Origin of the sequence: Sphingomonas sp. Sph1(2015) (assembly GCF_001970915.1) — a bacterium.
Lineage (GTDB): Bacteria > Pseudomonadota > Alphaproteobacteria > Sphingomonadales > Sphingomonadaceae > Sphingomonas > Sphingomonas parapaucimobilis.
Genome location: NZ_MQUI01000017.1, coordinates 24,824 through 39,700 on the forward strand (window position 1 = coordinate 24,824; position 14,877 = coordinate 39,700).

At 66.8% G+C, this 14,877-nt stretch carries 11 protein-coding genes; 5 read left to right on the forward strand and 6 right to left on the reverse strand.

What is annotated here, in order from left to right; translation table 11 throughout:
- Positions 1 to 41 precede the first annotated feature (41 nt).
- Positions 42 to 479, forward strand: coding sequence for a hypothetical protein (locus BSZ14_RS08980; protein WP_139330389.1), 438 nt, complete (start codon positions 42 to 44; stop codon positions 477 to 479).
- A gap of 52 nt (positions 480 to 531) precedes the next feature.
- On the opposite strand, the gene BSZ14_RS08985 is transcribed toward BSZ14_RS08980, so the two are convergent.
- Positions 532 to 1,815 carry an NAD(P)/FAD-dependent oxidoreductase gene (locus BSZ14_RS08985; protein ID WP_076710667.1) on the reverse strand — a complete coding sequence of 428 codons (1,284 nt, stop codon included), beginning with the start codon at positions 1,813 to 1,815 and terminating at the stop codon, positions 532 to 534.
- A gap of 45 nt (positions 1,816 to 1,860) precedes the next feature.
- Between BSZ14_RS08985 and BSZ14_RS08990 the strand changes: the two genes are divergently transcribed.
- Positions 1,861 to 2,874: a 4-hydroxyproline epimerase gene (locus tag BSZ14_RS08990; RefSeq protein WP_198930486.1), complete on the forward strand. Its 1,014-nt coding sequence runs from the start codon at positions 1,861 to 1,863 to the stop codon at positions 2,872 to 2,874.
- A gap of 253 nt (positions 2,875 to 3,127) precedes the next feature.
- On the opposite strand, the gene BSZ14_RS08995 is transcribed toward BSZ14_RS08990, so the two are convergent.
- Positions 3,128 to 4,330, reverse strand: a complete 1,203-nt coding sequence (locus BSZ14_RS08995; protein ID WP_076710668.1) for a M24 family metallopeptidase — start codon at positions 4,328 to 4,330, stop codon at positions 3,128 to 3,130.
- Positions 4,331 to 4,554: 224 nt separating this feature from the next.
- Entirely contained in the window at positions 4,555 to 6,063 is a 1,509-nt protein-coding gene (locus BSZ14_RS09000) for a S10 family peptidase (protein ID WP_076710669.1), read from the reverse strand.
- A gap of 148 nt (positions 6,064 to 6,211) precedes the next feature.
- On the opposite strand from BSZ14_RS09000, the gene uvrA reads away from it, so the two are divergent.
- The 3 genes from uvrA (at position 6,212) to BSZ14_RS09015 (ending at position 10,599) form a co-directional block, all read left to right on the forward strand.
- Positions 6,212 to 9,112, forward strand: coding sequence for an excinuclease ABC subunit UvrA (uvrA, locus tag BSZ14_RS09005; RefSeq protein ID WP_076710670.1), 2,901 nt, complete (start codon positions 6,212 to 6,214; stop codon positions 9,110 to 9,112).
- A 526-nt stretch (positions 9,113 to 9,638) separates the two neighbouring features.
- Positions 9,639 to 10,049, forward strand: a complete 411-nt coding sequence (locus BSZ14_RS09010) for a glycine zipper 2TM domain-containing protein (RefSeq protein WP_174435564.1) — start codon at positions 9,639 to 9,641, stop codon at positions 10,047 to 10,049.
- A gap of 226 nt (positions 10,050 to 10,275) precedes the next feature.
- Entirely contained in the window at positions 10,276 to 10,599 is a 324-nt protein-coding gene (locus BSZ14_RS09015) for a hypothetical protein (RefSeq protein ID WP_076710671.1), read from the forward strand.
- Here the strand turns inward: BSZ14_RS09015 and BSZ14_RS09020 are convergent.
- The 3 genes from BSZ14_RS09020 to BSZ14_RS09030 form a co-directional block, all read right to left on the reverse strand.
- A complete protein-coding gene (locus BSZ14_RS09020; protein ID WP_076710672.1) occupies positions 10,587 to 11,651 on the reverse strand; it encodes a cell wall hydrolase in 1,065 nt (354 codons plus the stop codon). The genes BSZ14_RS09015 and BSZ14_RS09020 overlap by 13 nt on opposite strands.
- 138 nt (positions 11,652 to 11,789) lie before the next feature.
- Positions 11,790 to 14,630 (reverse strand): M16 family metallopeptidase, encoded by a 2,841-nt coding sequence (locus BSZ14_RS09025; protein ID WP_076710673.1) that lies wholly within the window; start codon positions 14,628 to 14,630, stop codon positions 11,790 to 11,792.
- Positions 14,631 to 14,655: 25 nt separating this feature from the next.
- Positions 14,656 to 14,868: a hypothetical protein gene (locus BSZ14_RS09030; RefSeq protein WP_076710674.1), complete on the reverse strand. Its 213-nt coding sequence runs from the start codon at positions 14,866 to 14,868 to the stop codon at positions 14,656 to 14,658.
- Positions 14,869 to 14,877 lie beyond the last annotated feature (9 nt).

Here is a 14,877-nt window from a genome sequence, read left to right on the forward strand (position 1 = left end):
CGGGATGTCGAGCGAAGGATTGTGATAACGCCGACGTGAATATGACCTCGATCGCGTGGTATTGCGGGTCGCCCATGAGGGGGGCATTCGCCGGAGCGATCGACAAGCGCCATATTCGGCCACTTTCATTACGCGGCAAACAACGTCATGATGCTGACTGCCGTTCGTCAGATGGAGTGCTTATGCAATTGATCCATAATCTACGGCGGATTGATTCCCGGGTATTGCGGAATTTCGTCTGGGCGCTGCTGACGTGCGTACTTCTCGTGCCAGCGCTGGCGATGCCATTTACCAGTGAGGTCGATTGGAACCTGGTCGACTTCGTGTTTGCCGCCATATTGCTCGGGACGATTGGCGTTGCCTGCGAATATGCCCCGCGCCTGTCGGCTCCCCCGGCGGTCCGTGGCCTGATCGTCATCGGAATAGTGGCAGTGGTGTGCGCGATATGGGCTGATGCGGCGGTTGGCATCTTCGACTAGCCTCTGCCCAATATTCAGTAAGACCCGTCGTTCGACTGCGAGTTTTCCCAGATTACCTGAATCGCTGCAATTCGAATGGCGATGTGGGAAAGGGGGGTGACTTCCCGGCCAGCATCGCCGCCACCAACTCCCCCGTGATCGGCGCGAGCGTCAGGCCCAGATGATTGTGCCCGAAAGCATAGGACACACCCTTGGCCCCCGGCACCCGCCCGATCGCGGGCAGGTAATCCGGCAGGGTCGGCCGTGCGCCCATCCAGGGTTTCGCATCCTCGCCGATCGGCAGGCCCAGCGCCGCGATATGCTGGCGCAGGCGGTCCCACTTGGCGGGGTCGGGCTTGGCTTCGGCGCGGGCGAATTCGACGATGCTGGCGGCGCGCAGGCCGCCTGCGAAGCGGGTGACGATCATCGAGCGGTCCTCGAACACCACCGGGGGCAGGTCGGCGGGCCAGTCGACGTCCGGGCCGGTCTGGAGGTGATAGCCACGCTCGGCGATGATCGGGGCTTTCAAGCCGAAGGGGCGGAGCAGCGCGGCGCTCGCCACGCCCGCCGTCACGACGATCTGGTCGGCGGTCAGGCGGCGGTTGTCGGTCAGGCGGCGGTTGTCGGTCAGGCGGACCTCGCCGTCGCCGACCGCCTCGACGCGGGCGATCAGGCGGGTGCCGCCGTCCGCGACAAAGCGCGCGGTCGTGGTTTCGGCCAGCCGGGTCGGGTCGGCGATCTGGCCGCTGCCCTCGAACCTTATCCCGCCCGCGATCGGCGCGCGAATCCGGGCGCGCCAGTCCTGAAGCTCCGCCTCCGTCAGCGAGCGGAAGCGCGCGGTGCCGGTGTCCGCCGCCTGCCAGTTCGCCAGCCCGCGCGCGGCGCTCTCCGGCGTTTCCCACAGAACGACATGGCCGTGCGCGCGGAGCAGATCGGGCGCACCGAGCGCGGCGACGTGCCGCTGCCACGCGGGCATGGCCTGGGCGAGCAGCCCCGCCAGCGCTTCATGCGCCCGCTCGTACCGCGCCGGGCGGGCAGCCTTTAGCAGGCGGAGTGAAAAGGGCAGCCAGGTCGCGATCTCGCGCGGCGGCAGGGCCAGCGCGCCGCCGCGAAAGAACAGCCGCTTGGCGAAACCACGCACCATTGCTGGCGAGGCGATCGGCTCGGCCTGTTCGGTCGCGATATGGCCCGCATTGCCCCAGGACGCGGCGCGTGGGGTGTCCTCTGCTTCGATCAGGGTCACCGCCCAACCGACGCGTTGCAACGCCAGCGCCGTGGTCGTGCCGATGACGCCGCCGCCGACGACAATGGCGCTGCGATGATCTGACGCTGGGACGTGATTTTCCGGCTTGGGCATGGGCCTGGTCATATCGTATACGGATTTTACAGCAAGGGAATCCCGATGACGTCACCCACGATCCGCCACACCTTTTTCTGTATCGACGGCCATACGGCGGGCAATCCCGTCCGGCTGGTGGCGGGCGGTGCGCCGCTGCTGCGCGGGTCCAGCATGGCCGAGCGGCGGCTGGATTTCCTGGAGCGGTTCGACTGGATCCGCACCGGCCTGTGCTTCGAGCCGCGCGGGCATGACATGATGTCGGGCGGCTTCCTCTACCCGCCCTGCGAGCCCGACAGCGACGCGGCGATCCTGTTCATCGAAACGAGCGGCTGCCTGCCCATGTGCGGGCATGGCACGATCGGGATGATCACCTTCGGCCTGGAAAACGGCCTGATCACCCCGCGTGAACCGGGCAAGCTGAAGGTCGAGGTGCCCGCGGGCACCATCCATATCGAATATGAGAAGGAAGGCGCGAAGGTCACCGCCGTCCGCATCCGCAACGTGCCCGCCTATCTGGCGGCCGAGGGCATACAGATCGACGTGCCGGGCTTCGGCCCGCTGACGCTGGATGTCGCCTATGGCGGCAATTACTACGCCATCATCGAGCCGCAGGGGGCCTATACGGGCCTCGACGATCTGGGCGCGTCGAGGCTGGTCGAACTCAGCCGCACCATCCGCGAACTGGTGCGCGAACAGTTCGAGCCGGTTCATCCGCTCGAACCCTCGATCCGGGGGGTCAGCCATGTGCTCTGGGCCGACAAGCCCTCGGCGGAGGACGCCGACGGCCGCAACGCGGTCTTCTATGGCGAGCGCGCGATCGACCGGAGCCCGTGCGGCACCGGCACCTCCGCGCGGCTGGCGCATCTGGCAGCCAAGGGGCGGTTGAAGGTCGGCGACCGCTTCGTCCACGAAAGCTATATCCGCAGCCGCTTCATCGGCCGGGTCGAGGAAGCGACCGAACTGGGCGGGCAGGCGGCGATCGTGCCGTCGATCCAGGGCTCTGCGGTGTCAACCGGCTACAACACGATCTGGATCGACCGCGAGGACCCGTTCTGGGCCGGGTTCACGGTGGTGTAAAGGCCGTCGTTCACGCGAAGCCGCGAAGCCGCGAAGTCGCGAAGAATTAAGAGGTTCGCGCGGAGGCGCGGAGACGCGGAGGGTCTGGGTTCGCCGCGCCGGCGGCCCTGTCATCTCAACCTGTCGATGATGTCCAAGCGCTGCCGCGCAGGCAATCATCTCCGCGTCTCCGCGCCTCCGCGCGAATAAAATCCTTCGCGGCATCGCGTCTTCGCGTGAACCTGTTGCCCCGGCTTTCGCCGGGGCGCTTTCATCACCCCAGATCGTCGATCGCTGGCTGGGGCTGGGTGAACCACGCCGCGCCCGTCTCGGTGACGTGGAAATGGTCCTCCAGCCGCACGCCGAAGCGGTCGGGCACGACGATCATCGGCTCGTCGGAGAAGCACATGCCGGGTGTCAGTGGCGTCTTGTCGCCGCGCACCAGATAGGCAGGCTCGTGGATCGACAGGCCGATACCGTGCCCGGTGCGGTGCGGAAGGCCGGGCAGGCGATAGTCAGGCCCGAGCCCGGCCCGCTCCAGCACCGCGCGTGCGGCATAGTCCACTGCCTCACAGGGTTCGCCGGGCCGGACGGCGGCGAAGGCGGCGGCTTGCGCGTCCTTTTCGATATCCCAGATGCGGCGCACCTCGTCGCCGACATCGCCGAACGCATAGGTGCGGGTGATGTCACTGTGATAGCCGTCGATCAGCGTGCCGGTATCGACCAGCACCAGATCACCCTCGCGCAGCACATCGTCCTGCGGCAAGCCATGCGGGAAGGCGGTCGAGCGGCCGAACTGCACCGCGCAGAAATAGTTGCCGGTCGGTGCGCCCAGCGCCCGGTGGGCCTGATCGATGAAGCGGATCACTTCGGACGCCCGAATGCCCTCGTGCAGGATACGCGCGGCGCGGCGGTGGACCTCCAGCGTGATGTCCATCGCCTGCTGCATCAACGCGATCTCGGCGGGCGACTTGATCATGCGGCAGCCATCGACGACCGGCCCGCCATCGACCAGCGCGACGCCCGGCGCGGCGGCGCGGATACGCTCGACGAACAGGAAGGCCATGGCCGGGTCGATCGCCAGCCTGCCCGCCCCCGCCGCCTTCAGCGCATCGGCGACCAAGGCTGAGGGGCTTTCATCCTCCTCCCATAGCCGGATGTCGCTGGCGGGGATGGACAGGCTCGCCTCGAACGAGCCGAGTTCGAAGCCGGGGCAGATGAAGATCGGCTCGCCCGCGATCGGCAGCAGCATCGCCACCAACCGCTCGGTCGCGCCCCAGGCGACGCCGGTGAAATAGCGCAAGCTGGCCCCCGCACCGACCAGCAGCGCGTCGGCACCCATCTGCGCCATCAGTTCGCGGGCGCGGGTCAGTCGCTGCGCGCGTTCCTGCGCGGTGATGACCGGCGCGGGGTTCGCCCAGGGCGACAGGCTCGCCAGTTCCCGCTCCGCCGTCGATCCGCCGATCATAACTGCCATGTCACTCGCTCCGTTTCGTATACGGTTGAGTCTGTAGCGTGGGTTGGAGCGAGGAGCCAGCCGGGTTGTCGGGAAGCAGTGTGGCGTGGGCTTCGACTTCGCTCAGCCTGAACGGAGCGGGGGAAGCTGCCCAATCCTAAATCTCCGTTCCGCCTGAGCGAAGTCGAAGGCCAAGGGAATCCCTCGAAACTTCGCCCAGCGCGAACGGAGATCAGCCAGCCTTATCACCCCCCGTACATCGCCATCGCATCCCGCCGGAACGCCGCGCCGCTGTCGGTGCGGCTGTAGAACATGTGCCCGCCCGGATAGACGTTCAGCTTAACCCGCTGCGCCACGCCGTAGCTCGGCATCTGGTCGACGATCAGGCGCGAGGCGAAATAGGGGCAGGACAGGTCGTCCCAGCCATGCACGATCATCACCTTCATCTTCGGGTCGTTGGCGATCGCCTTGCGCAGGTCGGTGACGGGGGTGTCGTCGGGCTTGCCGCGATCCCAGGCGCTGTTCACCTCATAGGACAGCGCGTGATAGCGCGCGTCGGTCTTCCAGCCGACTTCGCGCGTCACGAAATCGACCATCGCGCTGGTCGTCGGCGCGATCAGCGAGTCGAGCAGCGGGTCGTTGGACCGCTGCTGCGACGACCAGGGGAAGGGGTCGAAGGCGGTGACGTTCGAGTCGTAGATGCTGCCGATCGTCGAGTCGTTGCGATGGATTTCGCGCAGATATGTCCGCGTATCGATCCGCCCGCCCAGCCTGCGAACCAGCGCGGGGTCCAACCCGGTCAGCTCGGTCACGCGACTGACCATCCGGTCGACCGCCTGAGTGTCCGACCGCCCGCGCATCAGGTCGCGCAGGTAATCGCCGCGCGCATAGGCCTCGACCCCCGCCATCGCTTCCGGGGTCAGCTTGCCCTGCCGCTCCAGTTGCGCGGCGGCCATCGAGGGCAGGTCGATCATCCACGGCAAGGGCGACAGCGCGGTGGCGTCGTCGCCCGAAGCCGGGTCGAGATAGGGCGACACCATCACCAGCCCGTTCACCCCGACGCCGATCTGCGACTGAAGCTCATAGGCGATGCGCGGCGCGCGATAGCCGCCATAGCTTTCGCCCATGATATATTTCGGCGAGCGCAACCGCCCTTCCTTGACCAGCCAGTCATAGACGACCTTGGACAGATATTTGATGTCCGGGTCGTTGGCGAAGAAGGCCTTCTTGGTCTCCGCCTCGTCGACCAGGCTGCGGCTGAAGCCGGTGCCGACCGGATCGATGAAGACCAGGTCGGTGAAGTCCAGCCAGCTATTGGGATTGTCGGTCGTCACCGGCGCGTCGGAGGGGGCGTCGCCCTGCGCGCCGAACGGCACGCGCTTCGGGCCGACCGCGCCCAGGTTCAGATAGACCGAGGCCGCGCCCGGCCCGCCGTTGAAGGCGAAGGTGACCGGCCGCCGCACATCGCCGCCGGGCACGGTATAGGCGGTATAGACGACCTGCCCGATCTCCTTGCCCTTGTCGTCGCGCACTGCGATCTTGCCGATGGTCGCCTTGTAGTTGATGACCCGGCCGCCGATCCGCGCGCTCTGACTAATCGTCTTGTCGGCGGGCAGGGGCGGGCGCTTGCTGTCGTCGTCCTTGGTCTCTGTGGTCGTCTTGGTCTCGGTCTTCTCGGCCTTTTGCGCGAAGGCGGGGGTGGCGGTGCTGGAGGCCAGCAGCAACAGGGCGGTCAGGTGCAAGGTCTTCGACACGTCGGTAACTACTCCCCCTTGAACGGCGATCGGCGGGGATCATGGGCGAAGGTCGCACGTTACCGCAAGCCCGCCCCCTCGAAACCGGCCATGCCGCTCCCTATCTCGCCTCTGGCCTTCCTCCCGGAACAGAAGTAGAACCTGCCTCATGCTGACCAAGATTTCCGTCCGCGGCGCGCGCGAGCATAATCTCAAGGATGTCGATATCGACATTCCCCGTGACACGCTGACGGTGATCACCGGCCTGTCGGGGTCGGGCAAGTCTTCGCTGGCGTTCGACACCATCTATGCCGAGGGGCAGCGGCGTTACGTCGAGTCGCTGTCGGCCTATGCGCGCCAGTTTCTGGAAATGATGCAGAAGCCGGACGTCGACCATATCGAGGGGCTGTCGCCCGCCATCTCGATCGAGCAGAAGACGACCAGCCGCAACCCGCGTTCGACCGTGGCGACGGTCACCGAAATCTACGACTATATGCGCCTGCTTTGGGCGCGTGTGGGCATTCCGTACTCGCCCGCCACCGGAGAGCCGATCGCGGCGCAGACGGTCAGCCAGATGGTCGACCGGGTGATGACGCTCCCCGAAGGTACGCGCCTGTACCTGCTCGCCCCCGTCGTGCGCGGCCGCAAGGGCGAATATCGCAAGGAAATGGCCGAGTGGCAGAAGGCGGGCTTCACCCGCGTCCGCATCGACGGCCAGCTTTACGAAATCGACGAGGCCCCCGCGCTCGACAAGAAGTTCAAGCATGACATCGAAGTGGTGGTCGATCGTCTGGTCGTGCGCGAGGATATCGCGACGCGACTGGCCGACAGCTTCGAGACCGCGCTGAAGCTGGCGGACGGTCTGGCCTATGTCGACCCCGCCGATCCGGTCGAGCCCGCGACGCCCAAGTCCGCCGTGCTGGGCAACAACGCGCCCGATGGCCGGATCGTGTTTTCGGAGAAGTTCGCCTGCCCGATCAGCGGCTTCACCATTTCCGAGATCGAACCGCGCCTGTTCTCGTTCAACGCGCCGCAGGGGGCGTGCCCGGCCTGTGACGGTCTGGGCGAGAAGCTGATCTTCGACGAAGACCTGGTCGTCCCCAATCACGAGCTGTCGATCAAGAAGGGCGCGGTCGTGCCCTGGGCCAAGTCCAACCCGCCCAGCCCCTATTATATGCAGGTGCTGGGGAGTCTCGCGCGCGAGTTCGGCTTCTCGTTGGAGACGCCGTGGAAGGATCTGGACCCGTCGGTGCATCAGGCGATCCTGCATGGCACCAAGGGCAAGGCGGTCACGCTGACCTTCGTCGACGGCAAGAAGTCGTACGATGTGAAGAAGCCGTTCGAGGGCGTGATCGGCAATCTCAACCGCCGGATGCTCCAGACCGAGAGCGCCTGGATGCGCGAGGAACTGTCCAACTATCAGTCGTCGCAGCCTTGCGAAGTCTGCCACGGCGCGCGGTTGAAGCCCGAGGCGCTGGCGGTGAAGATCGCCATGCAGGACATTTCCTACGCCACGCATCTGTCGGTGGTCGATGCGCTGGCTTTCTTCACCGGCCTGCCCGACCATCTGACCGATCAGCAGCGCGCCATCGCCCAGCCGATCCTCAAGGAGATCGTCGAGCGGCTGGGTTTCCTCAACAATGTGGGCCTCGATTACCTGAATCTCGACCGGACCAGCGGCACCTTGTCGGGCGGCGAGAGCCAGCGAATTCGCTTGGCGTCGCAGATCGGCTCCGGCCTGTCGGGCGTGCTCTACGTGCTCGACGAGCCTTCGATCGGCCTGCACCAGCGCGACAACGACATGCTGCTCGCGACGCTGCGACGACTGCGCGACCTGGGCAACACCGTGCTGGTCGTCGAGCATGACGAGGACGCGATCCGCACCGCCGACTATGTCATCGACATGGGGCCGGGCGCGGGCGTGCATGGCGGCCAGATCGTCGCGCACGGCACGCTCAAGCAGTTGCTCAAGTCCAAGACCAGCGTCACCGCCGATTATCTGAACGGCACGCGCGAGGTTGCGGTTCCGGCCAAGCGGCGCAAGGGTTCGGGCAAGAAGCTGACCGTTCACAAGGCGACCGCGAACAATCTTCAGGGCGTGACCGCGAGCATTCCGCTGGGCACCTTCACCTGTATCACCGGCGTATCGGGATCGGGCAAGTCGAGCTTCACCATCGACACCCTCTATGCCGCCGCCGCACGCTCGCTGAATGGCGCGCGCATCCTGGCGGGAAAGCATGAGAAGATCACCGGGCTCGATCATCTCGACAAGGTGATCGATATCGACCAGTCGCCGATCGGCCGTACGCCCCGGTCGAACCCGGCGACCTATACCGGCGCCTTCACGCAGATCCGCGACTGGTTCGCCGGGCTGCCCGAGGCGCAGGCGCGCGGCTACAAGCCCGGTCGCTTCTCGTTCAACGTGAAGGGCGGGCGGTGCGAGGCGTGCCAGGGCGACGGCGTGCTCAAGATCGAGATGCACTTCCTGCCCGACGTCTACGTCACCTGCGACGTGTGCCACGGCGCGCGCTACAATCGCGAGACGCTGGAGGTGAAGTTCAAGGGACATTCGATCGCCGATGTGCTCGACATGACGGTCGAGGATGCCGCCGAATTCTTCCAGGCGGTGCCGCCGATCCGCGACAAGATGGCGATGCTGGTCGAGGTCGGGCTGGGTTACGTCAAGGTCGGCCAGCAGGCGACGACCCTGTCGGGCGGCGAGGCGCAGCGGGTGAAGCTGGCCAAGGAATTGTCGCGCCGCGCGACGGGCAACACGCTCTACATCCTCGACGAACCGACGACCGGGCTTCACTTCGAGGACGTTCGCAAATTGCTCGAAGTGCTCCATGCACTGGTCGAGCAGGGCAATACGGTGGTGGTGATCGAGCATAATCTCGACGTCATCAAGACCGCCGACTGGATCGTCGATCTCGGCCCCGAGGGCGGCGTGAAGGGCGGCGAGATCGTTGCGGTGGGCACGCCGGAGGTGGTCGCCGCCGAACCGCGCAGCTTTACCGGCAAATATCTGAAGCCGCTGCTCGACAAGGGACAGGCGCAGGCGGCGGAATAACGATCCTCCCCGGCACGGTGAGGGGGACCATGCGCGGCATGGTGGAGGGGGCCGGCCGCGTGAAGGACGTGCGTGGCGGCTCCCCTCTCGCTCTGCCACCTCCCTTATGCGGGAACTATGGCGATCCCCGTGGCCTTCGACTTCGCTCAGGCTGAACGGGGGCTGGAGGCCAAGCCCAGATCGGATCGACATTCACCTTTTCCTCCCCTTGCAGGGGAGGTGGCAGGCAGAAGGCCTGACGGAGGGGTGTCCCCGCCCGAGAGGTTGTTCGAACCTTGCAAGCGGTGACACCCCTCCACCACCGCTTCGCTTTGGTCCCCCTCCCCTTGCAGGGGAGGAATGAAAGGGGCGGCTGAATGGCGATCCGCCCTGAGAGGATCCCGGCCATTCACCTCGTTCGCACTGAGCGAAGTCGAAGGGCATGCCTGACCCGTGCCATATGACCTACCTCTTAAACCGCCTTAACCTGTCGCAACCTTTTCCCGAATCACGCGCTTCCCCCGCATCACCCATGAGGGAGGATCTAATGCGTGCACTGACTCTCGGCCTGGTGGCCGCAGCGACGCTGGTTTCGGGTTGCTCGACCTATGGTGGCGGCCTGGGCGGCGGCTATGGCGGCCCGCGCTATGCCTATGACTATAACCGGCCCGACCCCGCTTATGGCGGCTATTACGCCGATCGTTATTATGTCGACAATGCGCGCTATCGCGAACGTCGCCTCGGTCGCAACGACCGGGTCTATGTCGGGCAGGACGGCCGCTATTATTGCCGTCGCAACGACGGCACGACCGGCTTGATCGTCGGCGGCATCGCGGGCGGTGCGCTGGGTGCCGCGATCACCTCGGGCGGATCGCAGACGCTGGGCACGCTGCTGGGTGCGGCGGGCGGTGCGCTGGCCGGACGCGCGATCGAGCGGAACAATGTCCGCTGCCGCTGATACCGGCTGCTGATATGCGACAATCGATTGGGCCGGTTCTCTTCCCGTTGCAAGGAGAGAGCCGGCCTTGTCATGTCCGGCTCTGATAAACCCCAGATGAACGCCATGTCATTTTCTGCGACAATTGGCGACACAATAGCCAAGTCCTTGGTATGGCTTTGCGATTGTCACGACCCATATTGTGGATCGGGCCAGTAATCGCCCGCTTTATTAAGGGAGTGTCATCATGAAGGCCATGATCCTTGCAGGTCTGGGTTTCGCCACCATCGCCGTCCCGACGGTCGCCGAGGCGCAGCGCTGGACCCCGATCGCGCAGCGCCAGGGCCAGTTGCAGCAGCGGATCGACCAGGGCATCCGCTCTGGCGCGCTGAACCGGCGCGAGGCCAACCGCCTCCAGTCCGAACTGCGTGGTCTCAACCAGCTCGAATATCGCTATCGCCGGTCGGGCGGTGGCCTGAGCGTCTCGGAGCGCAATGATCTGGACCGTCGCTACGCGATGCTGAGCCGCCAGGTCCGCTTCGAGAAGCACGACCGCAATCATCGCCGCTGATTGGTGACGGCCGCCGCGTCCGGATTGTTCGGGCGCGGTGCGTCGGGCCGCTCGATCGGGCGGCCGCTGTCCTTCCATTTGTCCAGTATCCGGCCCGATGTGGCCAGCCGGTCGCTGATCCCCGTCTCGCGTGGCGGAGTGGGGGTCGGCGTTTCGCGTGTCGGGGCCGGGCGGGCCGCAGCGGGTGTCGCGCCGGGAGTAGCACCGGGAGTCGCACCGGGTAGGGGCGGCGCGGGCAGGGGCGGCGCGGGCAGGGTTGCCGGAGCGGGCGGCAGCACGTCGCTGCTCGCCGTTTCCGGTGCCGGAGCGAGCATGGGAAGCACCTCTCCCCCCGCATAGGCGCGGTTCATCGCGGCGGCGGTGCCCCAATAGCCCTTCCAGCGGTGGAACAGATGCGCGCCGACCATGTCGGTCATCACCATGGCGCGGTTCCAGGCAGGCGCGACGGCGAAGCTATGGTAATGCGTCGCCAGCCCGACCGGCGCATAGACTCCACCCGATAGCGCTGCCGCTGCGACCTGCGCCGCGCGGGACCAGCCGGTAATGGCGGGGGCGCGGTTCAGCGCGCCGTCGCAGGCGAAGCTGAACTGGCAATGTGCGCGCTCGACCCCCTGATAGACGACGCCGCAGACCGTGGCGGGAAAGGCCGGATGCCGCGCGCGGTTGAGCACGACCTGCGCCACCGCCCGCTGGCCGTCGATGCTCTCGCCACCCGCTTCGTAATAGATGGCGGCGGTCAGGCACTGCATCGCGCGCGCCTTGTCGATCGCGGTCGCCCGGCCCCAGGCAAAGGGCCGGGCGGCCACCACGCCGGGATCGGCGGTGCTGGCCCCGGGCGGGATCGGCAGCGCGGGGAGGGCGACGGTTCCCGTACTGCCATCGATGGCAGGCCGCGCATCGGCGACGGGAGCGGGCGTGGTCGCGGCCGGAGAGGCTTGCGGCGATGGCGCGACCGCAGCCGGTTGTCTGGCCCGTCGCAAGGCTCCTTGCGCGGCCAGCACCAGGCCGAACGTCAGCATCAGGCCGAGCAGCGCCAGCCAGACCTGTATCATCCGCCTTACGGTCCGCTTCGCCACCCGCAATGTGGGGAATCCTCCAACCCTGCCGCTCTCGGCTATTGGTTATACCCGAGAGGGTTAAGGATTTTCCGTCGCGTCCTCCCCAGGCCGGGCCTGGGGAGGAATGGACGGTCAGCGCAGCCTGGGCGAGTCGAGATTGACCGAGGCGGCCGGGATGACCTCCACCTCCGGATGCGCCTGGCGCAGCGCGGGCAGGAACTGCTTGGCGTCGCCGACCACGATGATGCTGGCCGCCCTGGGGTCGAGCAGCGTGGCCGACACAGACTCCACCGCCGTCGGGTCCACCGCCTGAACGCGCGGGATATAGCGGCTCAGCTCTTCCAGCGGCACGCCTTGCAGCGTATAGTTGGCCAATATGTCGGCAATGCCGTCGGTCGTCTCGATGGTCCGGCCGAACCCGCCGACCAGAACCGCCTGCCGCGTCGCCAGTTCGTCCTGCGGCACGGGTGCGGTGCCCAGCTTGCGCATCTCGGCATCGATCAGCCCGACCACTTCGGCGGCCGAGGGATTCTTGGTCTGGGTCCGCGCGGAGATCAGGCCGATGTCACGGCCCGTCGCCACGGAGCTGCCCGCGCCATAGGCCAGCCCGCGCTTGATGCGGATTTCCTGATTGAGCCGTGACGAAAAACCGCCGCCCAGCACGGTGTTGGCGACCGCCAGCGGATAATAGCGGTCATCGGCGCGGCGGATGCCCGAGCGTGCGACGACCACGCCCGCCTGTCCGGCGTCGGGCATGTCGACGACGATGACGCGCGGCGCGGGGAAGGCGGGTTCAGGGGCCTTGGGTGCGGTCACGGCGGCTCCGGCCACCCGCCAGTTGCCCAGATAGCGCTCGGCGACCTGCCTGGCCTGCGCGGGCGTCACGTCGCCGACCAGCAGCAGCGTCGCCTGGCCCGGCTTCCAGCTGCGCGCATAGGCGGCGGTCAGGTCGGCACGGGTCAGCCCCTTCAGCGAGGCGGGCGTGCCCGACAGCGGCTGGCCATAGGGACGCGCGCCATAGACCACGCGGTCGGCGACCATCGCCGAAAGCTGCGCCGGGTTCTGCATCGCGACGTTCAGGCTGTCGATCGACTGGGTGCGGGCGCGGTCGATCTCTTCCTGCTTGAACGCCGGGTTGGTCGCGACATCGGCCAGGATGGTCATCGCGGTGCCGAGCTGCGCCGAGGGGACGGTCAGGTCGATGGTGGCGCCGTCATCCGAGGCACCGGCCGCAATCGATCCGCCCAGGCTTTCGACCGCGCGTGCGATCTCGGTCGCCGAGCGGGTCGTGGTGCCCTTGGTCATCAGCTCGGCCGACAGGCTGCTCGCGCCCGCCTTGCCGACCGGATCGGTGGCGGCCCCGCCCAGCGCCACCAGCGAGGCGGTGACGAGCGGCAGGTCGTGCCGCTCGACCGTCACGACGCGCAGGCCGTTGGGCAGGGTGGTCGCGACAGGCTGAGGCAGTGTGGGGGCGATGGCCGCGCCGGGCGCGGGGGGCAGGATGCGCTGGCCCTCCGGGGCGGGCGTCACCACCTCGATATTGGCGGGAGGGGTCAGCGCCGCCATCTGGACCGTGGGCGCGATCTCGATCGGCATCATCCGGACATTTGCCGGACGTTCGCTGTCGGGCAGATAGCGGATGGTCGCGCTTTGATTGTCGTTCAGATAGGCGCGCGCGACCCGCTGGATATCTGCGGCCGTCACCTTCTGTACGGCGGCGATCTGGCGGTCGGCGGCGCTGGGGTCGCCATCGACGATCACGCTGTTGGCGATCAGGCTGGCCTTGCCCTCTGCGGTTTCGCGCTGCTTGAGCGCGGCGGTCAGAAGCTCGTTCTTCGCCTCGGCCAGTTCGGTGGCGGAGACGGGGGCGTCGCGCAGCCGGGCGACCTCCTTCTTCAGCGCCGCTTCGCCCTCGGCCACCGGCTTGCCACTCGCCATCATCGCATACAGCACGATGTTGCCGGTCGCCTGCTTGGTGTCGAGGAAGGTCGCGGCCGACTGGGCCAGCTGGTCGCGATAGACCAGATCCTCATACAGCCGCGAGCTTTCGCCCGCCGACAGGATCGCGTTGAGCACCATCAGCGCAGGGGTGTCGGCGCTGCGCTCGGGCGGGATGTGATAGCTGACGAGCACGGCGGGCAGCGGCGTGTTGGGCTCATAGACGGTGCGCGATACCGCCTCCTTGCGCGCCGGTTCCTGCACGGTGACGCGCGGGATCGCGGTCGCGGGGCGCTTGATATTCGCGAAATACTGGTCGACCCAGCGGTTCAGCTGCGCGGGATCGAAATTGCCCGCCACGACCAGAACCGCGTTGTCGGGCCGGTAATAGGTGGCGTGGAAGGCGCGCACATCGTCGATGCCCGCCGACTCCAGTTCCTCCAGGCTGCCGATACCCGGCCGCGCATAGGGGTGAACGCTGTACGCCAGCTCGGGGTAATAGATGGCAAACAACTTGCCATAGGGCTGGGCGAGGGTGCGCTGGCGCAGTTCCTCCTTCACCACGTCGCGTTCGCTGGCGAAGCTCTTGGGCTCGACGACCAGCGACGCCATGCGATCCGCCTCGGCGAAGAGCAGGCGTTGCAGGTGGTTGGCGGGCACCACCTCGAAATAATTGGTATAGTCGTCGGCGGTGGAGGCGTTGTTATAGCCGCCGACATCCTCGGTCAGCCGATCCATCTGTTCGGGGACGAGGTTGCGCGTCGCCTTGAACATCAGATGCTCGAACATGTGCGCAAAGCCCGAGCGGCCCTTGGGGTCGTCCTTCGACCCGACATCATACCAGACCTGGACCGAGACATTGGGCGTCGTCGTGTCGCGAATGGCATAGACGCGCAGGCCGTTGGGCAAAGTGCGCGTGGTGAAGGCGATGGGCTTCACGCTTTCCGTGCGCGCCGGTGACGGTGCGGTTTGCGCCCCGGCCAGTGTAGGAAGGGCGGCGACGCCGAGCAGAAGCGCGGCACGGAAAAGGCGCATGAAAACCCTCGTTATTGGAGACGGATTACTTGGACTTGTTGCGCGTGCCGTACAGCACGGCGGCGGCGATCGCGGCCGAACCGATGCCGACGCCCAGGCCGATCTTGCCCATCGGCCAGTTGCGCGTCTTTTCCTTGATCGACGTGGCGGTGGCTTCGGCGGCGGCGACGGCGTGATCCTTGGCCTCCTTGGCGGCGGCGAGGATTTCGTTGGGGGCGTCTTCGATACGATCGGTCATGGTTACTCT